This is a genomic window from Enterobacter cloacae complex sp. ECL352 (assembly GCF_020149545.1).
Classification (GTDB): domain Bacteria; phylum Pseudomonadota; class Gammaproteobacteria; order Enterobacterales; family Enterobacteriaceae; genus Enterobacter; species Enterobacter asburiae_B.
The window spans coordinates 4,188,544-4,211,114 of record NZ_CP083709.1; the positions used below are offsets into that span (position 1 = coordinate 4,188,544).

General features: G+C 53.0%; 26 protein-coding genes. 14 read left to right on the forward strand and 12 right to left on the reverse strand.

All coding sequences use genetic code 11. The features are described from left to right. From LBF07_RS20520 to LBF07_RS20535, 4 genes are read left to right on the forward strand one after another with little or no spacing between them, the layout of a single operon-like run. Positions 1–1,143 (forward strand): baseplate J/gp47 family protein, encoded by a 1,143-nt coding sequence (locus LBF07_RS20520; RefSeq protein WP_206462057.1) that lies wholly within the window; start codon positions 1–3, stop codon positions 1,141–1,143. Continuing rightward, on the forward strand, positions 1,140–1,733 hold the full coding sequence (locus tag LBF07_RS20525; RefSeq protein ID WP_206462058.1) for a YmfQ family protein: 594 nt from the start codon (positions 1,140–1,142) through the stop codon (positions 1,731–1,733). Before LBF07_RS20520 ends, LBF07_RS20525 begins: the two co-directional genes overlap by 4 nt. Before the next feature lie 51 nt (positions 1,734–1,784). Then, positions 1,785–2,537, forward strand: a complete 753-nt coding sequence (locus LBF07_RS20530) for an integrase (protein ID WP_224435054.1) — start codon at positions 1,785–1,787, stop codon at positions 2,535–2,537. Continuing rightward, positions 2,537–3,121 carry a tail fiber assembly protein gene (locus LBF07_RS20535; protein WP_206462059.1) on the forward strand — a complete coding sequence of 195 codons (585 nt, stop codon included), beginning with the start codon at positions 2,537–2,539 and terminating at the stop codon, positions 3,119–3,121. Before LBF07_RS20530 ends, LBF07_RS20535 begins: the two co-directional genes overlap by 1 nt. A 50-nt stretch (positions 3,122–3,171) precedes the next feature. On the opposite strand, the gene LBF07_RS20540 is transcribed toward LBF07_RS20535, so the two are convergent. From LBF07_RS20540 to LBF07_RS20550, 3 genes are all read right to left on the reverse strand, one after another. Next, a complete protein-coding gene (locus tag LBF07_RS20540) occupies positions 3,172–3,579 on the reverse strand; it encodes a MaoC family dehydratase (protein WP_206462060.1) in 408 nt (135 codons plus the stop codon). After that, complete coding sequence (locus LBF07_RS20545; RefSeq protein ID WP_206462061.1) at positions 3,580–4,320, reverse strand: N-acetyltransferase; 741 nt, start codon at positions 4,318–4,320, stop codon at positions 3,580–3,582. 294 nt (positions 4,321–4,614) lie between these two features. Then, positions 4,615–4,881 (reverse strand): DinI family protein, encoded by a 267-nt coding sequence (locus LBF07_RS20550; protein ID WP_206462062.1) that lies wholly within the window; start codon positions 4,879–4,881, stop codon positions 4,615–4,617. A 100-nt stretch (positions 4,882–4,981) separates the two neighbouring features. On the opposite strand from LBF07_RS20550, the gene LBF07_RS20555 reads away from it, so the two are divergent. The 3 genes from LBF07_RS20555 to LBF07_RS24775 all read left to right on the forward strand — a co-directional run bounded on the left by LBF07_RS20555 (position 4,982) and on the right by LBF07_RS24775 (position 5,994). Further along, positions 4,982–5,221 (forward strand): hypothetical protein, encoded by a 240-nt coding sequence (locus LBF07_RS20555; protein WP_126287265.1) that lies wholly within the window; start codon positions 4,982–4,984, stop codon positions 5,219–5,221. Beyond that, positions 5,221–5,541, forward strand: a complete 321-nt coding sequence (locus LBF07_RS20560; protein WP_016240120.1) for a hypothetical protein — start codon at positions 5,221–5,223, stop codon at positions 5,539–5,541. The genes LBF07_RS20555 and LBF07_RS20560 overlap by 1 nt, the downstream gene beginning before the upstream one ends. A gap of 279 nt (positions 5,542–5,820) precedes the next feature. After that, positions 5,821–5,994: a hypothetical protein gene (locus LBF07_RS24775; protein WP_080934429.1), complete on the forward strand. Its 174-nt coding sequence runs from the start codon at positions 5,821–5,823 to the stop codon at positions 5,992–5,994. Here LBF07_RS24775 and LBF07_RS20570 read toward each other — a convergent pair. Both LBF07_RS20570 and LBF07_RS20575 read right to left on the reverse strand, forming a co-directional pair. After that, on the reverse strand, positions 5,991–6,593 hold the full coding sequence (locus tag LBF07_RS20570; RefSeq protein ID WP_045889599.1) for a hypothetical protein: 603 nt from the start codon (positions 6,591–6,593) through the stop codon (positions 5,991–5,993). The two genes, LBF07_RS24775 and LBF07_RS20570, sit on opposite strands and share 4 nt — an antisense overlap. Before the next feature lie 82 nt (positions 6,594–6,675). After that, positions 6,676–6,975, reverse strand: a complete 300-nt coding sequence (locus LBF07_RS20575) for a DinI-like family protein (protein ID WP_049015967.1) — start codon at positions 6,973–6,975, stop codon at positions 6,676–6,678. Between the two features lie 119 nt (positions 6,976–7,094). On the opposite strand from LBF07_RS20575, the gene LBF07_RS20580 reads away from it, so the two are divergent. Next, positions 7,095–7,415 carry a hypothetical protein gene (locus LBF07_RS20580; RefSeq protein WP_045406334.1) on the forward strand — a complete coding sequence of 107 codons (321 nt, stop codon included), beginning with the start codon at positions 7,095–7,097 and terminating at the stop codon, positions 7,413–7,415. A gap of 127 nt (positions 7,416–7,542) precedes the next feature. Here the strand turns inward: LBF07_RS20580 and LBF07_RS20585 are convergent, their stop codons facing one another. Together LBF07_RS20585 and yeaG are read right to left on the reverse strand one after the other, a co-directional pair. Then, positions 7,543–8,826, reverse strand: coding sequence for a YeaH/YhbH family protein (locus LBF07_RS20585; protein WP_126802336.1), 1,284 nt, complete (start codon positions 8,824–8,826; stop codon positions 7,543–7,545). Positions 8,827–8,901: 75 nt separating this feature from the next. Continuing rightward, positions 8,902–10,836 (reverse strand): protein kinase YeaG, encoded by a 1,935-nt coding sequence (gene yeaG, locus LBF07_RS20590; RefSeq protein ID WP_008500713.1) that lies wholly within the window; start codon positions 10,834–10,836, stop codon positions 8,902–8,904. A gap of 431 nt (positions 10,837–11,267) precedes the next feature. On the opposite strand from yeaG, the gene LBF07_RS20595 reads away from it, so the two are divergent. Next, positions 11,268–12,014: a MipA/OmpV family protein gene (locus tag LBF07_RS20595; RefSeq protein WP_032657936.1), complete on the forward strand. Its 747-nt coding sequence runs from the start codon at positions 11,268–11,270 to the stop codon at positions 12,012–12,014. A gap of 78 nt (positions 12,015–12,092) precedes the next feature. On the opposite strand, the gene LBF07_RS20600 is transcribed toward LBF07_RS20595, so the two are convergent. Together LBF07_RS20600 and gapA are read right to left on the reverse strand one after the other, a co-directional pair. After that, positions 12,093–12,977, reverse strand: coding sequence for a D-hexose-6-phosphate mutarotase (locus LBF07_RS20600; RefSeq protein WP_094935566.1), 885 nt, complete (start codon positions 12,975–12,977; stop codon positions 12,093–12,095). 73 nt (positions 12,978–13,050) lie between these two features. After that, complete coding sequence (gapA, locus tag LBF07_RS20605) at positions 13,051–14,046, reverse strand: glyceraldehyde-3-phosphate dehydrogenase (RefSeq protein ID WP_023311257.1); 996 nt, start codon at positions 14,044–14,046, stop codon at positions 13,051–13,053. A 340-nt stretch (positions 14,047–14,386) separates the two neighbouring features. Here gapA and msrB point away from each other — a divergent pair, with 340 nt between their 5' ends. Continuing rightward, complete coding sequence (gene msrB / locus LBF07_RS20610) at positions 14,387–14,800, forward strand: peptide-methionine (R)-S-oxide reductase MsrB (protein ID WP_008500710.1); 414 nt, start codon at positions 14,387–14,389, stop codon at positions 14,798–14,800. 56 nt (positions 14,801–14,856) lie between these two features. Next, positions 14,857–15,120 carry a YeaC family protein gene (locus LBF07_RS20615; protein WP_196238666.1) on the forward strand — a complete coding sequence of 88 codons (264 nt, stop codon included), beginning with the start codon at positions 14,857–14,859 and terminating at the stop codon, positions 15,118–15,120. 45 nt (positions 15,121–15,165) lie between these two features. Here the strand turns inward: LBF07_RS20615 and pncA are convergent, their stop codons facing one another. The 3 genes from pncA to sppA form a co-directional block, all read right to left on the reverse strand. Continuing rightward, positions 15,166–15,807, reverse strand: coding sequence for a bifunctional nicotinamidase/pyrazinamidase (gene pncA / locus LBF07_RS20620; RefSeq protein ID WP_058840806.1), 642 nt, complete (start codon positions 15,805–15,807; stop codon positions 15,166–15,168). A 9-nt stretch (positions 15,808–15,816) separates the two neighbouring features. After that, entirely contained in the window at positions 15,817–16,833 is a 1,017-nt protein-coding gene (gene ansA / locus LBF07_RS20625) for an asparaginase (RefSeq protein WP_008500705.1), read from the reverse strand. A gap of 63 nt (positions 16,834–16,896) precedes the next feature. After that, positions 16,897–18,753 carry a signal peptide peptidase SppA gene (gene sppA / locus LBF07_RS20630; RefSeq protein WP_094935567.1) on the reverse strand — a complete coding sequence of 619 codons (1,857 nt, stop codon included), beginning with the start codon at positions 18,751–18,753 and terminating at the stop codon, positions 16,897–16,899. Between the two features lie 167 nt (positions 18,754–18,920). Here sppA and LBF07_RS20635 point away from each other — a divergent pair, with 167 nt between their 5' ends. The 3 genes from LBF07_RS20635 (at position 18,921) to LBF07_RS20645 (ending at position 22,543) form a co-directional block, all read left to right on the forward strand. Next, positions 18,921–19,472 carry an NAD(P)H nitroreductase gene (locus LBF07_RS20635; RefSeq protein ID WP_094935568.1) on the forward strand — a complete coding sequence of 184 codons (552 nt, stop codon included), beginning with the start codon at positions 18,921–18,923 and terminating at the stop codon, positions 19,470–19,472. A gap of 115 nt (positions 19,473–19,587) precedes the next feature. Next, positions 19,588–20,631: a selenide, water dikinase SelD gene (gene selD / locus LBF07_RS20640; protein WP_039262032.1), complete on the forward strand. Its 1,044-nt coding sequence runs from the start codon at positions 19,588–19,590 to the stop codon at positions 20,629–20,631. A gap of 4 nt (positions 20,632–20,635) precedes the next feature. Beyond that, a complete protein-coding gene (locus LBF07_RS20645; protein WP_094935569.1) occupies positions 20,636–22,543 on the forward strand; it encodes a DNA topoisomerase III in 1,908 nt (635 codons plus the stop codon). Positions 22,544–22,571: the final 28 nt, after the last annotated feature.

Sequence of the window (22,571 nt, forward strand, 5' to 3'; positions counted from 1 at the left end):
ATGCCGTTTAAACGACCGACGCTGAGCGAACTCCGCGACGGAAACCGGAAATTTATGCAGGCGGAGCTTGAGGATGTTGGTGCGCTCCTGCGCTTCGCGAACCTGAAGGTACTGGCTGACATGGATGCGGGAATGGGGCATCTGCATTACGCCTACCTTGACTATATTGCCCTGCAGACAAACCCGTTTACCTCTACCGATGAGTATCTCGCCGGGTGGATGGCCCTTAAGCAGGTATTCAGAAAACCAGCTGCAGCGGCGAAGTCGCCTGCGGTACAGGCTAGTGGCAGTGTTGACAGTATTATCCCTGTTGGCTCGATCATTAACCGCGGGGACGGATACCAGTACCGGACGAATGCAGATCTTAAAATTCAGCCAGATGGATTTGGTATCGTCGCGGTGACGGCCATCCTGCCGGATATTACCAGTGATGTAACGGGTGGAGGCGCGCGCGGTAACGCTGATGCCGGGACCATAATGACCCTGGACGCGAATATTGCTGGCGTGGATCCACAGGTAACGTTACTGTCCGCTGCGACCGGCGGAGCCGATATTGAAACGGAAGAGGACTTTCGCAGTCGTGGCTTGCTGGCATGGCAGAATCCGCCTCAGGGTGGAAGCGACGCCGATTATAAAAAATGGGCGCTTGAGGTTTCGGGCGTCACCCGCGCGTGGGTAAAGCGGCGTCTGAACGGGGCCGGGACCGTTGGCGTGTATATCATGTGTGATCGGAATGACAATGGTGGGTTTCCGGTCGGTACCGACGGAATATCCCAACTTGAGGACTGGGGGGCTGTTAAAGCCACCGGAGACCAGCTCGCTGTCGCCGACCACATCTATCCGCAGCAGACAGACACTGCCATTGTTTTCGTATGTTCCCCGATCAAGAAAGTCATCAATATTGAAATCTCTGGGATCAAAAATGCCGACAGCACCACAGTACAGGGGATAAAAGACGCGCTGACGGCGCTGTTTTTTGAAGAAGCTAACCCTGATGGTTCCGGGAAAGTTTACCTCTCTGATATTAACGGGAGTATCGGCGGTGTTAGCGGCACGACGGGCTATATTCTTAACTCTCCGACGGCCAATATCACCTTCGCTGTTGGCGAAATTCCGGTACTTGGTGGGGTGAATTTTGTATGAGCCTCTTTTCAAAAAATGATTATGCGGGTGCGCTTGGTGCGCTGCTACCGACGGGCAGGGCGTGGCCCCGGTCGCAAAGAACGGTACAGGCTGCGGTATTACGGGCACTGGGCAGCGCGTTTCAGCGTTCTGACAGCGATGCGCAAAGCCTGATTACTGGCGCTTTTCCGCCTACAGCGACGGTAATGTTGCCAGAATGGGAAAGCTCTCTGGGGCTGCCAGATGATTGCGCGATTGGTGAGTCCGGTGGCGTCAGCGATCGCCAGCGCGCCGTGGTGGCAAAGTTAATCAGCACCGGCGGTCTGAACCGCGATTATTACATCCGGGTGGCTGCAGCTCTTGGTTATACCATCACTATCACACAGTTCCGCCCCGCTATGAGTGGCATGTCAGTATGCGGTGATGCGCTTAACGGTGACGAGTGGCCATTTACCTGGCGGATAAATGCGCCACAAACAACAATCAAGTATTCGCTTGCTGGCGCGTCCTACTGCGGCGATCCGCTCTCCTCGTGGGGCAATAAACAACTGGAGTGTTCAATCAACAAAATTGCTCCATCCCATCTGAACATCATTTTCAATTATTCATAACTGATATTTCCCCCTCTGATTTTATCGCTTAACACTAAGTGAGGATTAACTATGCTCCGAATCGGGCAAGTCGAAGCCACTGCAACGCAGGATGGCAAATATACTGATGGAAGTGTTGCTGGTGGTATTGCCGCAACGAGGCTGCGGGCAGCAGCGTTTAACGCCCTGCAGGAAGAGTTAGCGCATATTGTAGAGTCAGCAGGATTGGCGCTCGACATTAACGATATGACTCAGGTTTTAAAAGCCATTCAAAAACTGACACTGAGCCGTACAAACCCATTTGCTGATATCAAATCAGATGGTGCTGCGGCGATTTCTACGGCTCTCACAAACCTTGGTTTGGGAGCGGGTGTGCCAGCTATCGGTATTCCGTTCTTCTGGCCGTCCTCGGCAATGCCAAATACGGTTATGACTGAATGGGCTGATATGGTGTTTCTGAAGTTCAACGGAGCCACATTCTCAGCGTCGAATTATCCAAAACTCGCTCTGGTGTTTCCTGGATTAACACTGCCTGAAGCACGCGGTGAATTTATTCGTATCTGGGATGATGGCCGTGGTGTGGATAGTGGACGCACATTGCTTTCCGCGCAATTAGACGATTTCAAAACGCACGAGCATAAAATTCTGGGGACAAATGGAAGTGGTGGCAATGTAGCGTTTGGCACAGTATCGAATGCTTCTCCTTTCTACACCAGCGCCGTTAGTCAGCCGGGTGGAAGTGCTTTGCCCGCTTTTCAAAATCCAGGCGGCACCGAAACACGCCCACGTAACATTGCATTCAACTTTTTAGTAAGGGCTAAATAATGAAACCTGTTTTCGATGAAAATGGACTGGCAACAGAACCGGGTGATATCCGATGCTATTACTACGACGCGGTGACGTTTGAATACATGGGATGGTCTGACGAATATATTAATCTTGGTGTGAGCATGCCAGGCCATTCGACTGATATTGAGCCGGGTGATGAAGTGGCTGGGAAGGTTGCTGTATTCCAGAACGGCGGATGGGTGCTTAATGAAGACCATCGTGGTGAAACGGTATATTCAACCGCTGACGCAACATCCTCAACGGTGGACTATATCGGTCCAATCAAGGATGGTTACACCAGCATTACGCCCTCAGGTCCTTACCAGAAATGGGATGGGAAAAAGTGGATAACAGATACAGATGCTCAGCATGCTGCTGATGTAAAAGCGGTGGATAAGCAGAAAGCCGCGTTACTGGTTGAAGCGAAGGAAAGTATCAGTTTCTGGCAAACTGAGCTGCAATTGGGCATCATCAGCGACGAAGACAAAGCAAGCCTGATAGTCTGGATGAACTACATCAAAGCTTTGCAGGCATTGGATACGTCGAAAGCGCCAGATATCAACTGGCCTTTAAAGCCCTAGAATAGGAGTATCCCGCATAAATATGAAACTACATTTATGCGGGGATGTGCTTATAATGGCATGTAAATTTCGGCCTCTCCTGTTATTACTTTTGAATTTCCTACTTTGCAGAAGGTGTTAAAGAATATACGACGCTTTTCAATGTCAATATCTTTAACTTCAACAGTAGCGATAACAGTATCACCAATATACACAGGCTTTCGGAACTTGGTATTCTGAGCAACATATACACAGCCTTCGCCGGGGAGTTTTGTTCCAAAAAGCGCGGAAAAGAAACTGGTACTAAACATACCGTGTGCTATACGTTTTTTATAACGAGAAGAGGCTGCATATTCTTCATCCATATGCACAGGGTTTCTGTCTCCCGACAAAGCAGCAAAGCTCTTTATGTCAGAGTCAGTGATTGTCTGAGAGTAAGAGGCCGACATGCCTACCTTTAAATCCTCCAGTTTGTACATTTATACTTCCTCAATCCATGATTCGACGACTTCTTGCGGGTAACCTCTTGAGAAGTGTTTTCTCCATGGATATGCTGGCTTACGAGATCCATCACGAAGTTTTAGTCTGCTAGTTGGTCCGACTGCACGAGCTGGGTTTCCTGCGTAAATCATATCGGCTTCAGTTTTACCCGAGAGACAGGAATGGGCCCCCACTAAGCAGCCATGAGCTATGTTAGCGCCAGGTAGGATTACAGACATAGTTGCAACTACAGCGAAATCTTCAATAGTCACACCCATAACAACTTCACTTGGCGGGTGTGGATCATTGGTCAGGACGACATAAGGGAAGAGCCAGACATAGTTTCCAATCGAACTATGTTGACCAATATGGACGTTGCTGTGAGTTCTAACATAATCGCCAATATCACAATGCCCTTGAATGTCGGATAGAGTACCGATCTGAAAGCCTTTCCCTGCTTTAGTTTTTTCTCGAACAGTTACACGATGTCCTGTCATCAAACCATCGCCAAATACCGAGCCTTCATAAAAAATACTATGTGAACGAATGTGCGAGTTTTTACCGATTTTTAATTGTTCTCCGCCTGAAAGTTTATTCGCGACACCAATTTCGCAATAGGATTCAATGATCGTGTTATCTTCAATGGTGACATTATCGTGAATGGTAACAAAATCACCAATCGTCACTTTATTGCCTATTACTGCTTTTTCAGAAATTATAGAATATTTTCCAACCTTCATTACTGTGTCCCTTATAGTAAAAATCCTGAATCAGGTGGTGAAATCAATTACCATAAAATACCATTAAAAACAAGGTGTTTATTTTGATGGAATGAAAGACAGAGGTTTGTCTGCGACCGAAGGATAGGGTTTTACAGTAAGTAACGGGCGTGTGCCGAAAGGATAAGTTTATCCAGAGGAAATAAGCCTGCGTGGGCGGGGGATTATCAACATTTTACCTGAAATTCCAGGTAGGCAGTGGTTAGACATGATGCAGGCCGCCGGTGAATGTTTAGTCTGGCAGCCTGCACAATTTTACCGTTCAACCTGGCGAACTGTCGGGAACTCAGATACCAGCCACATATCGGCCTCTTCAAACATCTCCTCCAGCATGCGGTTCAACTTTTCCCGATCGCTTTTGCTGGCATCACTATTCAAGCCGTTCGCCTGCATCGGCTTTACCTTCACTTCTGCATCAGGAAAAATCTGGTGCACTCGCTTTGTTAGCTCAGCCAGGATGATCTCTCTGGCCCCTTGGAGCCCTTCAACATTTCGCTTGTCATAAACCAGTTCAACAAACATACCGATCCTCTTATGAGTGAAAAATTGCCTGTGCTTGATCTGTTTTTATAAAAATACTACTGTATATCTATACAGTCAATGAGTGAGTGAGGGTGTGTTCATGCCTCGTCAACCGGATATTCGTGCTGCTTTTATTGCGGCCATACAGCAAAACCCGAAGGGCTATCTTTGCCTGCATACAGACAAATTCATCGCTGAACTGCAGGAGAGGCACTGGCATTTCAGCCTGGCGGATGCAAATTCATGGATCGAGCGATACCAACCGGACTTCGCCGATAAGACGACAAACGGAAGTGAGAACCGATACTGGATACTGCGTAACATGGGGAGGGTTTTCTAATGGGATTTCCATCGCCAGCCATGGATTACCAGGAGCAGCGCATGACGATAGATGTTATCTGCGGTGTAGATAACAACTGCCGGGTTATTGAAACTTCATGCGGCTGGGCCGTTATTAACGTAAGTCTGAAGCCAGAAGGAGGGGATACGTTGCTGGTTAGCATGGACGGGAGAAACCAGTTCGTGAAGCTAATGGGCCACGCGCTGATCACTCAAGATGGTGAAGCGATAGAAGGGGAGGCTCTGAATGACGTAACGGTACACGGCGTTCTTACACATACACTTAACCAAGTTAAAGACGATAAATCGCCTGTAATGTAGCGTGTAAATGTCGGGGGTTATTCCCCCATTTTTCCCCAATGATTCCCCGTACAAATTTTAAACATGAAAAAACCAGCCGTAAGAGGCTGGTTTTCAATGTGATTTTGGTCGGCACGAGAGGATTTGAACCTCCGACCCCCGACACCCCATGACAGCACGCTACCATGATAATCAAGGCGCTGCGGACCCTAAAATAATTTTCCATAGTCCACGATATCCATCTACAGACCATCCGCCATACATAACTATCCCTACACGCTGCGTGTGTCCGGTGATTCCATGATCGGCGCCGGTATTCTCGATGGCTCTTTTCTTCTTGTCGACTTCAGCCTTATGCCCCAGCATAACGATATTGTCGTCTTTAACATCGTGGGCGTGTCTGGTTTCTACAAAGATTCCCGCACAACGGGCGGGAATCGGGTAAGCTTGAACGGCATGACATTGCCGCGCTAGTTTAAAAAGGGATAAACTTCAAAAGAAGCCCATAAGTCATTGTTAAGTGCCAGCAAACCTACGGAGATATAGGATAATATCGCAAGTGCTCCTGTAAAATAAAGTATGGTTTTCTTTAACTTTTTCCACAGAATTAGAGCTGGAATCGAAATTACGGCTATCACACCCATCTGGTAAAAAAATTGTTTGGCAATGTCACCATCACTCCAAGGGTATATAAAAACATAAGGGGCAAAAAGTATTAAATGGACAACTCTAAGTATAAACCCTATACCTGCCCCAGGTATTGCAAAAAAACCTCCGGCGCTTTGTAATAAAAAACTTGCCCTCAGGCCGGGAATAAGAATAAAAAAATTAAGAATAGCCCAGAATGTTAATATTATCGTGGCATAGCCAAAAAGAGTGCTTAACCCAGATTGACCGGCAACTGCTGTAAACTGTGGCGTCTGGTAAGACTGGCTCGGCTGACTAACTGATTTGCTGGCATCACATGCATTTTGCCAGCTCTCTGCATTTTGTGCCTGCCATCCATGATCATACTGTTTAAACGGCCTGTCACTGGTAACATACTTGCCTTCATCATCTTGCCTAACACCCATATTTAAGCCCCATTATTTTTATTCATGCCGATATGTGTAGTTGTACGACTTATACTTAACGGAATGTCCGATCCCGTAGCTGTTACACTTGATATGATAACGCAATATGGCCTATACGGAAGAGAACAATTACAGCAACAATTTCCTCCAGCATACGGTTCAGCTTCTCCCGATCGCTTTTACTTGCATCGCTATTCAAGCCGTTCGCCTGCATCGGCTTCACCTTCACTTCGGCATCAGGGAAAATCTGATGCACCCGCTTCGTCAGCTCGGCCAGAATGATCTCTCTGGCCCCTTCGAGCCCCGCAACATTACGCTTGTCATATACCAGTGTTTGAACACTGACAAATTCATTACTGAATTGCGCGTTAGGAATTGGCATTTCAGCCAAGCAGATGCCAATGCATGGATTAAGAGATACCAACCAGACTTTGCTGATAAGACGACGGATGGAAGCGATAACCGTTACTGGATCTTGCGTAATATGGGGAGGGTTTTCTGATGGGCTTTCCTTCACCGGCTATGGATTACCAGGAACAGCGGTTAACCATAGATCTGTTATGCGGAATTGATGGGAACTGCAGGGTAATAGAAACGTCTTGCGGTTGGGCTGTCATTAACGTTGCCATGAGGCCAGAGCAGGGAGATACCCTACTGGTAAGAATGGATAACAGGAACGAGTTTGCAAAGCTATACGGGGCGGCATTGATAACAGAAGATGGTGAAGCGATAGAAGGCGACGCGCTGGATGATGTAACTGTGTACGGCGTACTGACTCACACCCTTAACATTATAGGGGAGGACAAGTTACCCACTATCTAACCGGATAATCACTAAACTGCCTTCCCCAAAATAAAAACTAAGGCAATGAAAATTATGGAGAATTTTAAACGTGAAAACTATAGTTAATCAGCCAGTAAAACAAAGTTAACTGGCTGATTAACAAGGTTTAATTTGAAGTTGTTGAGCTTTGCTTGTGGAACAGCTCCCTGAACACCGGATAAATATCATCCTGGTCACGGATATGCTGCATGGCAAAATTATCGAACATTGCTTGCAGATGTTCATACTCCCGCCACAGGGTCTGGTGCGCGCGACGGGTAATTTCGATATAGCTGTAGTAACGCACCACCGGCAGAATTTTCTTCGCCAGAATCTCGTGACACAGCGGTGAGTCGTCGGCCCAGTTGTCGCCATCGGACGCCTGCGCGGCATAAATGTTCCACTGCGCCGGGTCGTAACGCTCTTTGACCACTTCATCCATCAGCTTCAGAGCGCTTGACACGATGGTCCCGCCGGTCTCCTGCGAGTAGAAGAACTCATGTTCATCCACCTCTTTCGCCTGAGTGTGGTGACGAATATAAACCACCTCCACGTTCTTATAGGTTCTGCTCAGGAACAGGTAGAGCAGAATATAAAAACGCTTCGCCATATCCTTCGTGGCCTGGTCCATCGAGCCGGAAACGTCCATCAGACAGAACATTACCGCCTGGCTGGAGGGCTCTGGGCGTTTTTCGTAATTCTTGTAGCGCAGGTCGAAGGTGTCTATAAACGGTACCCGTTCGATCTTCGCTCTTAGTTCCGCAATCTCTTTACGCAGACGCTCCTCTTCCAGCAGTTGCGCCGGTTCCGTGTTTTCCACGACCTTCAGGCTGCTCTCCAGCTCGCGCAGTTCGCGCCGTTTGCCCGCCGTCATGGCCGTTCGTCGCGCCAGCGAATTCTGCAACGAACGCACGACGCTGATATTGGCGGGCACGCCGTTGGCGGTATAGCCCGCGCGATGGGTTTTGTATTCATTAAGCTGACGATGCTGATTCTTTTTCAGATTCGGCAGCGCCAGGTCTTCAAACAGCAGGTCGAGATATTCGTCTTTCGAAATCTTGAAGACAAATTCGTCCTGACCTTCACCGTCCTGGCTGGCCTGTCCCTGACCGCTTCCTGAACCACCGCCGCCGCCCTGAGGACGCTCAATTCTGTCGTTCTGAACGAAGTGGTCATTACCTGGGTGTACGCGATGGCGCAGGCCGCCTCGCCCCTGATGAAACATCGGTTCGCTGATGTCATCGGTGGGGATGGAGACAGACTCGCCGCTGTCGACGTCGGTCACCGAGCGTTTGTTGATGGCCTCGGAGATAGACTGTTTAATTTGCGCTTTATAACGACGCAAGAAGCGCTGGCGGTTCACCGTGCTCTTGTTTTTGCCGTTAAGACGCCGGTCAATAAACCAGGTCATATACCCCCCGTACTGCATTTGCCAACTTGCATTTTGTAGGCCCGGTCAGCGCTAACCGCCACCGGGCACTTGTTTTTAAGACGATTTACGCACGCGCAGATACCATTCGCAGAGCAGGCGGACCTGCTTGCGGGTGTAGCCTTTTTCCATCATACGGTCGACAAAGTCGTCGTGCTTTTTCTGCTCATCGGTGGAGGTTTTGGCGTTAAACGAGATCACCGGCAGCAGCTCTTCGGTATTGGAGAACATTTTCTTCTCAATGACCGTGCGCAGTTTCTCGTAGCTGGTCCAGTTCGGATTGCGTCCGTTGTTATGCGCTCTGGCGCGCAGGACAAAGTTCACAATCTCGTTACGGAAGTCTTTCGGGTTGCTGATCCCGGCAGGCTTCTCGATTTTTTCCAGCTCCGCGTTCAGGGATTCACGGTCAAACAGCTGGCCGGTATCCGGGTCGCGGTACTCCTGATCCTGGATCCAGAAGTCAGCATAGGTGACATAACGGTCGAAAATGTTCTGCCCGTATTCTGAATAGGATTCCAGGTAGGCCGTCTGGATCTCTTTGCCAATGAACTCGGCGTATTTCGGGATCAGGTAACCTTTGAGGAACTCAAGGTAGCGTTCAGCCTGCTCCTGCGGGAACTGCTCGCGTTCGATTTGCTGCTCCAGCACGTAGAACAGATGAACCGGGTTGGCCGCCACTTCCGCATGGTCGAAGTTAAAGACGCGGGAGAGGATCTTAAACGCGAAGCGCGTGGACAGACCGTTCATCCCCTCATCAACCCCGGCATAGTCGCGGTATTCCTGATACGACTTCGCTTTCGGGTCGGTATCTTTCAGGCTTTCACCGTCATAGACGCGCATTTTCGAATAGATGCTGGAGTTTTCCGGCTCTTTCAGACGCGAAAGGATGGAGAAGCGCGACAGCGTTTCCAGCGTGCCGGGCGCGCAGGGGGCATGCACCAGCTCGCTGTGGTTAAGCAGTTTCTCGTAAATTTTGATCTCTTCGGAGATCCGCAGGCAATAAGGCACCTTGACGATGTACACGCGGTCAAGGAAGGCCTCATTGTTTTTGTTATTACGGAAGGTCACCCATTCAGATTCGTTCGAGTGGGCGAGAATAATCCCGTTAAACGGCAGGGCGGAGATACCTTCCGTCCCGTTGTAGTTGCCTTCCTGGGTAGCCGTCAGCAGAGGATGCAGCACTTTAATCGGTGCTTTAAACATCTCGACGAATTCCATAATCCCCTGGTTCGCACGGCACAGCGCGCCTGAGTAACCGTAGGCATCCGGATCGTTTTGCGCGAAGTTTTCCAGCTTACGGATATCGACTTTACCCACCAGCGCCGAGATATCCTGGTTGTTCTCATCACCGGGTTCTGTTTTGGCGATGGCGATCTGCTCAAGGATAGACGGCCAGACCTTCACCACGCGGAATTTGGTGATGTCGCCACCAAACTCGTGCAGGCGTTTTGCCGCCCACGGCGACATGATGGTGCCGAGGTAGCGACGCGGGATGCCATACTCTTTATCCAGAATCTGCGCGTCTTCCTGCGGATTGAACAGGCACAGCGGATGGTCGTTCACCGGGCTGCGTTCACCGTTGGCGCTCAGCACATAAATAGGAACGCGCTGCATCAGCGACTTCAGGCGTTCAGCCAGCGAGGATTTACCGCCACCCACCGGGCCGAGTAAATAGAGGATCTGTTTCTTCTCTTCCAGACCCTGAGCGGCATGCTTCAGATAGGAGACAATCTGTTCGATGGCATCTTCCATACCATAGAACTCTTCAAACGCCGGGTATCGGGCGACCACCCGATTCGAAAAGAGACGGGAAAGCCGAGGCTCCAGGGCAGTGTCAACCATGTTTGGCTCACCAATGGCCATCAATAGCCGTTCTGCCGCATTGGCATAGGCACTGCGATCTTGCCGACAGATGGTAAGAAACTCCTGCAGTGTGAACTCTTCGTCCTTGGCAGCTTCATAGCGCTGGCGATAGTGATCGAATATATTCATGGCATGCCGTCCTTTCGTTTTTTAGCACAGGATAAGAGCCGTTCGTATGAGTAGTGGAGGCTCCCGGAAGAGAATCTCTCGCACCTCACTGCCAGAGCAGCAACCTGTGTGCCAGGTCAGACGCTAAGAACCGCAGGGTGTTCAGGAAAACTCTTCTTAAATTAAAGCGTAGATGGCATTTGCAAAACTTGCATGCCCAGAAAATCTACTTTCAATGACATATCAATAACTCATCCAAAAATTTCCACTGTCGTTATAAGACAAATGCACGTTTTTCATTCAGTGGTCATATAAATGAAAGCGTGTTGTCATCTGAAAAGTTAAAAATAACGGGTTAATCAGACTGATTAGCAGGCAAAAAATTTTGGGATGTACGGGAATGGCGGTTACACTTCATCCGCTGATTATTTGACTACAGGAAAGAATGGATTGTGACCAAACTCAAACTTCTGGCATTAGGCATCCTTGCCGCAACCGCAGTGAACACCGCGCAGGCGGAAAGTCAGTGGACGGTTGGCGCGGGTGTTGGCGTCATTAACAGCCCGTATAAACAGTATGACCGTGATGTTTATCCTGTTCCCGTTATCACCTATGAAGGCGACAACGTCTGGTTCCGCGGGCTCGGCGGCGGCTACTATCTCTGGAACGATAAGGCCGATAAGCTTTCCATCATGGCCTACTACGATCCAACGCACTTCAAGCCGGGTGACAGCGACAGCCATGCGCTTCGCCAGCTCGACAAGCGTAAAAGCACCATGATGGCCGGGCTCTCGTATGTACATAACACCGAGTATGGCTTCCTGCGTACGGCACTGGCGGGTGACACGCTGGATAACAGCAACGGCTTTATCTGGGATCTGGCGTGGTTGTACCGCTACACCAACGGTGGGCTCACCCTGACGCCGGGTATCGGTGTGCAGTACAACAGCGAGAACTACAACGACTACTACTACGGCGTCTCTAAAAACGAGTCCCGCCGCAGTGGTCTGAAAAGCTACAGTGCAGATGACGGCTGGGATCCTTACCTGGAGCTGACCGCGAGCTACAACTTCCTCGGTGACTGGAGCGTGTACGGTACCGGCCGCTATGAGCGTCTGAGCGATGAAGTGAAGGATAGCCCGATGGTCGATAAGTCCTGGGCAGGCATCTTCTCTGTGGGTGTGAGCTACAAGTTCTGATTGTGCATTAATTTAGTGCAATTTATGCATCAAAACGGGGCGCTTGCGCCCCGTTTGCTTTAGCGTGGTGCAGGGAGTTTATCGCTTAACAATGCGAATCGTCTGCCCTAAACGAGACGGTTTTTCCTCACTCGCTTTTTGCGGGTTGCTCACGCAAGCGGTTTCCACGCAGACAAACGTTTTGTAGCCATCATCCGTCATGTCGGCCATGCTGACGGACAGCGCAGGGCCCGGGTTCCAGCCCACCACGTCGCTGTGATGATGATGGACCACTTCAATGCCGCGGTTCAGGGCGCCGTCGTGGATCACGCTGCACGCTTCCGGGTGCAGGTAAACGCGGTCGGTACGGTCAGGGAATGCCTGAACGCCGTCGCTCAGTTTGCCTTCTTTCGCGTTATCCACTTTGTCGATATAGGTATCGCCCAGGCCGCTCACCTTCACGGCGCTGATATCACCCACGTTGAAATAGGTGTGCAGGGCAGAGGTGGTTTCGAACTCGCCGTGAGCTTCCAGTTCGATTTCACAGGTTTTACCCAGCTTGAAGCGGGCATACAGGGTGAAATCGTGCGGCCAGAGGGCGCGGGTTTCATCATTAGCCTGCAGCTCAAGGGTCAGCACTGCGCCGTTGTCATCTTCGTTATGCGCTTTCAGCGTCCACTGCTGGTTACGGGCAAAACCGTGAGACGGCAAACCCGGCTGTGCGGACGGGCCGAACCACGGCCAGCAGATCGGTACGCCACCGCGGATTGCGGCCCCTTTTTTGAAGGAGGTCGCATCGCTCAGCCATAAGCCTTCTGCTTCGCCTTCCGGTTTCCAGGAGAGCAGGTGGGCGCCGTTCAGCGCTACGGAGGCTTTAACGCGTGGGTGGTCAACGACGATGACATCAGCACCGTCAATCTGACGGCGGGAGAGCACAGGGGTAAGTTGTTCGACTACCGGAAGTGCAAAAATTTTATTAGTCATTAAGCAATCCTCTGTCTTATAAATAAAAAAAGGCGACCGAAGTCGCCTTTTTGGATCAAACACTCATCTCAACTTATTTGGAGATGTGAGCGATCAGGTCCAGTACTTTGTTAGAGTAGCCAGTTTCGTTGTCGTACCAGGAAACCAGTTTCACGAAGTTGTCGTTCAGTGCGATACCTGCTTTAGCATCGAATACTGAAGTGCAGATTTCGCCGTTGAAATCGGTAGATACAACGTCGTCTTCGGTGTAGCCCAGAACGCCTTTCATTGCGCCTTCGGAAGCAGCTTTGATTGCTTTCTTAATTTCTTCATAAGAAGCAGCTTTTTCCAGACGAACGGTCAGGTCAACAACGGATACGTTAGGAGTTGGAACGCGGAACGCCATACCAGTCAGTTTGCCATTCAGTTCTGGCAGTACTTTACCTACAGCTTTAGCAGCACCGGTAGAGGATGGGATGATGTTCTGAGCCGCGCCACGGCCGCCGCGCCAGTCTTTGTGAGACGGGCCATCAACGGTTTTCTGAGTAGCGGTAGTCGCGTGAACGGTAGTCATCAGACCTTCGATGATGCCGAAGTTGTCGTTGATAACTTTAGCCAGCGGTGCCAGGCAGTTGGTGGTGCAGGATGCGTTAGACACGATATCCTGGCCAGCGTAAGTTTCGAAGTTTGCACCACGAACGAACATTGGGGTGTTGTCTTTGGAAGGACCAGTCAGAACAACTTTCTTCGCACCAGCGGTGATGTGTTTACGCGCAGTTTCGTCGGTCAGGAAGATACCGGTTGCTTCAGCAACAACGTCAACACCGATTTCGTTCCATTTCAGGTTAGCTGGGTCTTTTTCAGCAGTAACGCGGATGGTTTTGCCATTAACAACCAGGTGGCCGTCTTTCACTTCAACGGTGCCGTCGAAACGACCGTGAGTTGAGTCGTACTTCAGCATGTACGCCATGTATTCAGCGTCCAGGAGATCGTTGATACCAACGATTTCGATGTCAGAACGTTTCTGAGCAGCACGGAAAACAATACGGCCGATACGGCCAAAACCGTTGATACCTACTTTGATAGTCATATATTCCACCAGCTATTTGTTAGTGAATAAAAGGTTGCCTGTAAAATTACAAAAACCTTACGCAGCGTCAAGCGGAATCGTGTCAATCATTGCGACAAATCAATCCTGTGACTAACGTTTGTGCGACTGACTCGCCTCACTTTCCCTTTGAGCTTGCACCCATATGGGGGCTGAGCCGGGATTTTAAAGTCCTCTCAGGATAAAAATGTGAACGTGATCACAATTGCCTGACCGCTTATTCGCGACACATAAGTTTAGATCAAAAGTGCACGCAAGGGTGTTAATGTTTTGTTAGAATCCGGGGTGAAAGATGTCTGTTTCTACAGCGAGATGTAAGCATATGTCGAACCAACGTAACCCTGACGATTTGAAAAAAAACCTCACAGAAATGCAGTTTTACGTGACGCAGAATCACGGAACGGAACCGCCGTTCACCGGGCGTTTACTGCACAACAAGCGAGACGGCGTCTACCACTGCCTGGTCTGCGATGCGCCTCTGTTCAATTCACAAACGAAATTTGATTCTGGCTGCGGCTGGCCGAGTTTCTACGAGCCGGTGAGCGATGAGGCCATCCGCTACCTGACCGACTCGTCGCACGGCATGGTGCGTACGGAAATTCGCTGCGGCAACTGCGATGCGCACCTTGGGCACGTCTTCCCGGATGGCCCCCAGCCTACGGGCGAGCGTTTTTGCGTAAATTCAGCCTCAATGAGCTTCACCGATGATGAAAACGGTGATCAGATTAAGGGTTGAAAAAACGATTCAGCAAATTATTCCTTTGAAAGGGCGCGAGAGTGAATATTGATGACATGATTAGCGGCATGACGCCGGAGATTTATCAGCGTCTGGTGACCGCCGTAGAACTGGGAAAATGGCCCGACGGCGTTGCGCTGACGCCGGAGCAAAAAGAGAACAGTTTGCAGCTGGTGATGCTGTGGCAGGCGCGCAATAACACCGACGCGCAGCACATGACGATCGACACCAAAGGCCAGATGGTCATGAAGAGCAAGCGCGAGCTGAAAGAAGACTTTGGCATCACGCCGAAGCCGATTGCGACGATGAAAATGCAATAACGGTGCAGGTTGATACCCTCTCCCACAGGGAGAGGGCGTAAAAGACTACGCCTGCGTTTCCAGCCAGTCTTCGAGCGTATACAGCGTTGCGCCTTCCGCAGCCATATCCATAAACGCCTGAGCACTGTCCTGCGGGTGAATGTTTACCCCGCGGCAGCCGTCGGTGATGACGCTGACGGTATACCCCAACTGGAGCGCGTCCAGCACGGTAAACTTCACGCAGTAATCCGTCGCCAGGCCCAGCACGATCAGCTCCGTGATTTCATGGTGGCGTAACCACGCGTCCAGCGCCGTTTTCTGGCGATGCCCGTTATCAAAAAACGCGCTATAGCTGTCGATAGCCGGGTTTTCACCTTTATGGAACACCGCGTCGATGGCTTTCTGGTTCAGGAGCGGATGCAGCTCCGCGCCTTCCGTCTGCTGTACGCAGTGATCCGGCCAGAAGGTTTGCGCCAGCCCGTCGAGTTCCCCCTGAGTGAAAGGCTCGACGTCGTGCTGGCTGGCAAAGCTGCCGTGGTTCGCCGGGTGCCAGTCCTGGCTTGCGACAACCGCTTCACCGCGGGCTTTGCACCAGTCAATCAGCGTGTTTGCCACGTCAACGGTGCTGTCACCTTCGGCGACGGCCAGCGCACCGCCCGCGCAGAAATCATTTTGCAAATCGACCAGTAGCAGGGCGCGTTGCTTCATGAGCACTCCTTATTCGTCCGGGGTCAGCTCGCCGCGCAGGTTTTGCATCATCGCGCTGCGAATGGACTGAATGTCCAGATCCTGACTCAGTAAATAGTGAAGTTTAGTCAGCGTTGCCTCAACGGTCATATCGAAGCCGCTGATAACCCCCGCATGTGCCAGCGCGTTGCCGGTGGCATAGCCGCCCATGTTGACCTTTCCGGACATACACTGGGTCAGGTTCACGACCACAATTCCGCGCTCGCTGGCTTCCTGAAGCTCTTTCAGGAATTCGCCGTTCTGCGGCGCGTTGCCGACGCCATAGGAGCGCAAAATCAGCGCTTTCACCGGCTGGCGCAGGAAGTTACGCACCACGTCGGCGGAGATACCCGGGTAGATAGTGACCACGCCAATCGGTTGCGGAGTTATCGGATGCACGATCAGCTCGCCGGCGGTGTTCGGCGCAGGCGGCGTGCCCAGACGACGGATATGAATCCCGGCCTCCAGCAGCGGCTGCAGGTTAGGGGAGGCGAAGGCGTCAAAACCGTCAGCATGGGCTTTGGTGGTACGGTTGCCGCGATACAGACGGTTATTGAAGAACAGCGACACTTCGTTGATCGGGTAATTCGCCGCCACGTACAGGGAGTTCAGCAGGTTGATCTGCCCGTCCGAGCGCAGCTCCGCCAGCGGGATTTGCGACCCGGTGACGATAACCGGCTTGCTCAGGTTCTCCAGCATGAAGGAGAGCGCCGAGGCGGTAAACGCCATGGTGTCGGTGCCGTGCAGGATCACAAAGCCGTCGTACTGGTCGTAATGGGCTTTAATGTCATCCGCGATATGCTGCCAGTCTTCCGGCGTCATGTCGGAGGAGTCCATCAGCGGCTCGTATTCGTGGATGGTGAAGTCAGGCATCTCCGGACGGTGGAATTCTGGCATCAGCGCAAGCTGACGCTGAAGGTGGCCGGAGACAGGGATATAGCCGTTTTCAGAGCGCTGCATACCGATGGTACCGCCAGTGTAGGCTACATAAATCGATTTCTTCTGCATGGTAGTGAGTTCTTGTTCTTCAAAAGAAAAAAATCCCCTCTTCGCGGGAAGAGGGGACGGTTTTTAACGGACGTTAGCGCAGGTCAGGCAAAACGCGTAACGACTCTGTGGATCGTTAAAGGCCGCGAGCTTGTCGCTTTCCGCCTTCATCGCTTTCGCTGCCGCGGCGACCGGCGCAGGCAGGTAAGCCTGCATCGCCTCCGGCAGCATGGCGCGTACCGAGCCGGACATGCTGTCCATGACCATATCGAAGAACGACGGCTCGTCCTGGTAATACTCGATATGCCACTGCTTGAGCTTAGCCAGCTCGGCGGCTTTCTTCACGGCGTCATCGAAGTCGCCCAGGCTGTCCACCAGACCGTTGCTCTTCGCATCCTGGCCGGTCCAGACGTGTCCCTGTGCGATCTGGTCGATCTGCTCAGGCGTCTTTTTACGCGAGTCCGCCACCAGGGTGATAAAGCGCTTATAGCCGTTCTCAATGCTGAGCTGCATCATCTCAGAGACTTCCGGCGGCAGGGATTTGGTCACCGACACATCCGCCAGCGGAGAGGTGGCCACGCCATCGGTATGCACGCCCAGAGAATCCAGGCTGTTTTCCACGGTGTTGATCACCCCGAAGATGCCAATCGAACCGGTCAGCGTGCTCGGGTTGGCCACGATGTAGTTGGCTGGCGTTGAGATCCAGTAACCCCCGGAGGCGGCCATTCCGCCCATTGATACAACCACCGGCTTGCCGGCGGCACGCGCCGCGGCAAGTTCAGCGCGGATCACCTCGGAGGCGCTGACGCTGCCGCCAGGGCTGTTCACCCGCAGGACAATCGCTTTAACTTTCGGATCCAGACGAGCATCGCGGATTTGTGACGCGGTAGTATCGCCGCCCACGTTCCCCGGAGTCTCCTGGCCGTCCATGATGGCGCCGTTGGCAAAGACCACCGCTACGCTGTCACCGCTGTCATCCGGCTTTTTCGTAGAGTAATCATACATGCTGATGGCGCTGTAATTTTTATCCTCTTTGCTCCAGCCAAACTGCTTGCTCAGGGATTTTTCAATCTCGGCGCTGGTGCCCAGGGCATCAACCAGTTTGTTATCGAGCGCATATTTTGCGGTATCACCGTCAACCTTACGCAGGCCTTCGAGCACGCCCTGTGCGCCAGGGAATGCCTGCTCAGGCGTAATCTGACGGTTAGCGGCAACGGTGCCGAGATAGTTCTGCCACAGCTCGCCAATCCAGCGGCTGTCCGCTTCGCGGGCGGCAGGGGACATATCGTCGCGGATAAACGGCTCGACGGCGGATTTGTACGTGCCGACGCGGAAGACGTGGGTGGTGACCTTCAGCTTGTCGAGCAGGGATTTGTAGTACAGGCCGTTGGTGGCAAACCCGTGCAGATCGACCGTGCCCTGCGGGGAGAGCCAGATCTTATTGGCGAAGCTCGCCAGATAATATTGCCCCTGGCTGTAGCTGTCGCCCACGGCAATCACCGGCTTGCCGCTGTCGCGGAATTCGCGCAGCGCTTTACCGATGTACTGCATTGAAGGCTGATCGCCTCCGGCAAAATCTTTCAGATCCAGCACGATCCCGGTGATGTTCCGGTCGTCTTTGGCCTGGCGGATGGTATCGACGATATCGAACAGGGAGTTTTCCTGCAGACGGTCTGATGTCGCGCCAAACAGCTGGCGGCTGATTGCCCCCAGACGGTTGCTGGCGGACGGTTTATCAACGATAACGCCGGTGATATCGAGTAACAGGGCCCCGCGAGTCGAATGCTGCGCCTGATTCGCGTTGCTGATATGCATCCAGATGCCCGCGCAAACCAGAACCAGCAGGATGAAGAAAATGTTCATCACCAGGTAGCGGACGAAGTTGAGCAGTCGCCACGTCCATTTAAAGAAACCGGCAATGATTCGCCAAAGGGTTCGCATGTATTCTCCCTAACCAGAAAATGACTGTTTCCGTCGCCACTGGACGGTAATGTTGGGTTATCGTAATGACCCAACCGCCACTTGTCAGCAGGAATCGCCTGCCAGGCTGTAACAAAATCTGCCGTCGTGTTAATTTTGTGAGTAAATTTCAAGAAAGGAGTTAACCAATGGACGCACTCGAACTGCTTGTTAACCGCCGTAGCGCTTCCCGTCTGGCCGAACCTGCCCCGGCAGGCGAGCAGCTGGAGAACATTCTGCGTGCCGGCATGCGTGCCCCCGATCACGGCACGCTGCAGCCGTGGCACTTCTTTGTGATTGAAGGCGAAGGCCTCGATCGTTTCAGTCAGCTGCTGGAGCAGGGCGCGGTTGCCGCCGGTCAGGATGAGAAAGGTATCGACAAGGCGCGCAATGCCCCGTTCCGCGCCCCGATGATTATCGCCGTCGTGGCGAAATGCCAGGCTGACCATAAGGTGCCGGTCTGGGAACAGGAAATGTCCGCAGGCTGTGCGGTCATGGCGATGCAAATGGCCGCCGTCGCGCAGGGCTTTAACGGTATCTGGCGTACCGGTGCGCTGACCGAAAGCCCGGCGGTCCGTGACGGTTTTGGCTGCGGTGAGCATGACAAAATTGTCGGCTTCCTCTATCTCGGCACCCCGCAGCTTAAAGCCTCCAGCACCATCAGCATTCCGGACACCACGCCTTTCGTCAGCCATTTCTGATAACGCACCTAAACTGTCTGGATTCTGAGCATCTGCCGCAGAATTCAGACAGTCATACTTACCTCTTTATGGAATGAGCGCTACCATAGCGCGATTGAGATGACAGGAGACGTCCATGAGCGAGCAAACCATTCGTTTAACGCAGTACAGCCACGGAGCCGGTTGCGGTTGTAAAATTTCCCCGAAAGTGCTGGAGACCATCCTGCACAGTGAACAGGCGAAGTTTGTCGACCCGAACCTGCTTGTCGGCAATGAAACGCGTGACGATGCTGCAGTTTATGACTTAGGTAACGGCACCAGCATTATCAGTACTACCGACTTCTTTATGCCGATTGTCGATAACCCGTTCGACTTCGGGCGAATTGCGGCCACCAACGCCATCAGCGATATCTTCGCGATGGGCGGTAAGCCGATCATGGCGATTGCCATTCTGGGCTGGCCGATCAACACCATCCCGCCGGAAGTGGCCCGTGAGGTGATTGATGGCGGACGTTTTGCCTGCCAGCAGGCGGGGATTGCCCTGGCCGGCGGTCACTCTATTGATGCGCCGGAGCCTATCTTTGGCCTGGCCGTTACCGGCGTAGTGCCGACCGAACGCGTAAAGCGCAACAGCACCGCGCAGGCGGGCTGCAAACTGTTCCTCACCAAGCCGCTGGGCATTGGCGTGCTGACCACCGCCGAGAAAAAATCCCTGCTGAAACCGGAGCACAAAGGCCTGGCAACGGAAGTCATGTGCCAGATGAACCTCGCCGGTGCGGCGTTTGCCAATATCGACGGCGTGAAGGCGATGACCGACGTCACCGGTTTTGGCCTGCTGGGGCACCTCTCTGAAGTGTGTCAGGGCGCGGGCGTGCAGGCGCAGGTCTGGTATCAGGACGTGCCGAAGCTGCCGGGCGTGGAGGAGTATATTGCTCAGGGCGCGGTCCCGGGCGGTACCCAGCGCAACTTCGCCAGCTACGGTCACCTGATGGGCGAAATGCCTGAGGAGTGGCGCAGCCTGCTGTGCGATCCGCAAACCTCCGGCGGCCTGCTGCTGGCGGTCACGCCGGAATCCGAAGCCGAGGTTCAGGCCACTGCCGCCGAGTTCGGCATCACCCTGACGGCGATCGGCGAGCTGGTGACCGCGCGCGGCGGTCGTCCGATGATTGAGATCCGTTAATTCGATGCGGTTGTTTATTGCCGAAAAGCCGAGCCTGGCCCGTGCCATTGCCGATGTGCTGCCTAAACCGCATCGCAAGGGCGACGGCTTTATCGAATGCGGTAACGGGCAGGTGGTCACCTGGTGTATTGGTCACCTGCTTGAGCAGGCGCAGCCGGATGTCTACGACAGCCGCTACGCCCGCTGGAATTTAAACGATCTGCCCATCGTGCCGGAAAAATGGCGCCTGCAGCCCCGACCTTCGGTCACCAAACAGCTCAACGTGATTAAGCGCTTCCTGCATGACGCCGCTGAAATCGTGCACGCGGGTGACCCGGACAGGGAAGGGCAGCTGCTGGTGGATGAGGTGCTGGACTATCTTGAGCTGGCGCCGGAAAAGCGCCAGCAGGTACAGCGCTGCCTGATAAACGACCTCAACCCGCAGGCCGTCGAGCGGGCGATTTCGCGCCTGCGCGCCAACAGCGAGTTTATCCCGCTGTGCGTCTCGGCATTAGCCCGCGCACGCGCCGACTGGCTGTACGGCATCAACATGACCCGCGCCTACACCATCCTCGGGCGCAACGCGGGCTATCAGGGCGTGCTTTCCGTGGGGCGCGTGCAGACGCCGGTGCTGGGGCTGGTCGTGCGTCGTGACGAAGAGATTGAGAACTTCGTCGCCAAAGATTTCTTTGAGGTGAAAGCGCATATCGTCACGCCTAAAGACGAACGCTTTACCGCCGTCTGGCAGCCTAGCGATGCCTGTGAATCGTATCAGGATGAAGAGGGGCGACTGCTCCATCGTCCGCTGGCGGATCACGTGGTTAACCGCATTACCGGCAAGCCGGCTATCGTTACCAGCTATAACGATAAACGGGAATCAGAACCCGCGCCGCTGCCGTTCTCGCTTTCTGCACTTCAGATTGAGGCGGCCAAAAAGTTTGGCCTCAGCGCGCAGAACGTGCTGGACATCTGCCAGAAGCTCTATGAAACCCACAAGCTCATCACCTATCCGCGTTCGGATAGTCGCTATCTGCCGGAAGAGCACTTTGCCGGTCGCCACTCGGTGATGAACGCCATCAGCGTCCACGCGCCGGATCTGCTCCCGCAGCCGGCGGTAAACCCTGACACCCATAACCGCTGCTGGGACGACAAAAAAGTCGATGCTCACCACGCGATTATCCCGACGGCGCGCGCCAGCAACGTCAACCTGACCGAGAACGAAGCGAAGGTCTATAACCTGATCGCCCGTCAGTACCTGATGCAGTTCTGCCCGGACGCGGTATTCCGTAAGTGCGTGATTGAGCTTGAGATTGCCAAAGGCAAGTTTATCGCCAAAGCGCGTTTCCTCGCGGAAGCAGGCTGGCGCACGCTGCTGGGGAATAAAGAGCGCGACGAAGAGAACGACGGCACGCCGCTGCCGGTGGTCGCTAAAGATGACGAACTGCTGTGCGAGAAGGGCGAAGTGGTTGAACGTCAGACCCAGCCGCCGCGCCATTTCACCGATGCGACGCTGCTGTCGGCGATGACCGGGATCGCCCGGTTTGTGCAGGATAAAGATCTGAAGAAGATCCTGCGCGCCACCGACGGTCTGGGGACGGAAGCGACGCGAGCGGGGATCATCGAGCTGCTCTTTAAGCGCGGCTTCCTGGAGAAAAAGGGACGCTACATCCACTCAACGGAACCGGGCCGGGCGCTGATTCATTCTCTGCCGGAGCTGGCCGCGAGGCCGGACATGACCGCGCACTGGGAATCGGTGCTGACGCAGATCAGCGAGAAGCAGTGCCGCTATCAGGACTTTATGCAGCCGCTGGTCGGGACGCTTTATCAGCTGATCGATCAGGCGCGCAGCACGCCGGTGAAAACGTTCAGAGGGATGGTTGCGCCCGGTGGCGGCGCGAAGAAACCGTTCAAGAAGAAAAAGAGCGCGGCCTGATACGCCCGGTTTTCTCCCTCTCCCTGTG

Excerpts from the sequence above, each read along its gene's own strand:
- LBF07_RS20520 (WP_206462057.1), top strand. The coding sequence starts at position 1 with ATGCCGTTTAAACGACCGACGCTGAGCGAACTCCGCGACGGAAACCGG.
- LBF07_RS20525 (WP_206462058.1), top strand. The coding sequence starts at position 1,140 with ATGAGCCTCTTTTCAAAAAATGATTATGCGGGTGCGCTTGGTGCGCTG.
- LBF07_RS20530 (WP_224435054.1), top strand. The coding sequence starts at position 1,785 with ATGCTCCGAATCGGGCAAGTCGAAGCCACTGCAACGCAGGATGGCAAA.
- LBF07_RS20535 (WP_206462059.1), top strand. The coding sequence starts at position 2,537 with ATGAAACCTGTTTTCGATGAAAATGGACTGGCAACAGAACCGGGTGAT.
- LBF07_RS20540 (WP_206462060.1), bottom strand. The coding sequence starts at position 3,579 with ATGTACAAACTGGAGGATTTAAAGGTAGGCATGTCGGCCTCTTACTCT.
- LBF07_RS20545 (WP_206462061.1), bottom strand. The coding sequence starts at position 4,320 with ATGAAGGTTGGAAAATATTCTATAATTTCTGAAAAAGCAGTAATAGGC.
- LBF07_RS20550 (WP_206462062.1), bottom strand. The coding sequence starts at position 4,881 with ATGTTTGTTGAACTGGTTTATGACAAGCGAAATGTTGAAGGGCTCCAA.
- LBF07_RS20555 (WP_126287265.1), top strand. The coding sequence starts at position 4,982 with ATGCCTCGTCAACCGGATATTCGTGCTGCTTTTATTGCGGCCATACAG.
- LBF07_RS20560 (WP_016240120.1), top strand. The coding sequence starts at position 5,221 with ATGGGATTTCCATCGCCAGCCATGGATTACCAGGAGCAGCGCATGACG.
- LBF07_RS24775 (WP_080934429.1), top strand. The coding sequence starts at position 5,821 with ATGATCGGCGCCGGTATTCTCGATGGCTCTTTTCTTCTTGTCGACTTC.
- LBF07_RS20570 (WP_045889599.1), bottom strand. The coding sequence starts at position 6,593 with ATGGGTGTTAGGCAAGATGATGAAGGCAAGTATGTTACCAGTGACAGG.
- LBF07_RS20575 (WP_049015967.1), bottom strand. The coding sequence starts at position 6,975 with ATGCCAATTCCTAACGCGCAATTCAGTAATGAATTTGTCAGTGTTCAA.
- LBF07_RS20580 (WP_045406334.1), top strand. The coding sequence starts at position 7,095 with ATGGGCTTTCCTTCACCGGCTATGGATTACCAGGAACAGCGGTTAACC.
- LBF07_RS20585 (WP_126802336.1), bottom strand. The coding sequence starts at position 8,826 with ATGACCTGGTTTATTGACCGGCGTCTTAACGGCAAAAACAAGAGCACG.
- yeaG (WP_008500713.1), bottom strand. The coding sequence starts at position 10,836 with ATGAATATATTCGATCACTATCGCCAGCGCTATGAAGCTGCCAAGGAC.
- LBF07_RS20600 (WP_094935566.1), bottom strand. The coding sequence starts at position 12,977 with ATGACTAATAAAATTTTTGCACTTCCGGTAGTCGAACAACTTACCCCT.
- gapA (WP_023311257.1), bottom strand. The coding sequence starts at position 14,046 with ATGACTATCAAAGTAGGTATCAACGGTTTTGGCCGTATCGGCCGTATT.
- msrB (WP_008500710.1), top strand. The coding sequence starts at position 14,387 with ATGTCGAACCAACGTAACCCTGACGATTTGAAAAAAAACCTCACAGAA.
- LBF07_RS20615 (WP_196238666.1), top strand. The coding sequence starts at position 14,857 with ATGATTAGCGGCATGACGCCGGAGATTTATCAGCGTCTGGTGACCGCC.
- pncA (WP_058840806.1), bottom strand. The coding sequence starts at position 15,807 with ATGAAGCAACGCGCCCTGCTACTGGTCGATTTGCAAAATGATTTCTGC.
- ansA (WP_008500705.1), bottom strand. The coding sequence starts at position 16,833 with ATGCAGAAGAAATCGATTTATGTAGCCTACACTGGCGGTACCATCGGT.
- sppA (WP_094935567.1), bottom strand. The coding sequence starts at position 18,753 with ATGCGAACCCTTTGGCGAATCATTGCCGGTTTCTTTAAATGGACGTGG.
- LBF07_RS20635 (WP_094935568.1), top strand. The coding sequence starts at position 18,921 with ATGGACGCACTCGAACTGCTTGTTAACCGCCGTAGCGCTTCCCGTCTG.
- selD (WP_039262032.1), top strand. The coding sequence starts at position 19,588 with ATGAGCGAGCAAACCATTCGTTTAACGCAGTACAGCCACGGAGCCGGT.
- LBF07_RS20645 (WP_094935569.1), top strand. The coding sequence starts at position 20,636 with ATGCGGTTGTTTATTGCCGAAAAGCCGAGCCTGGCCCGTGCCATTGCC.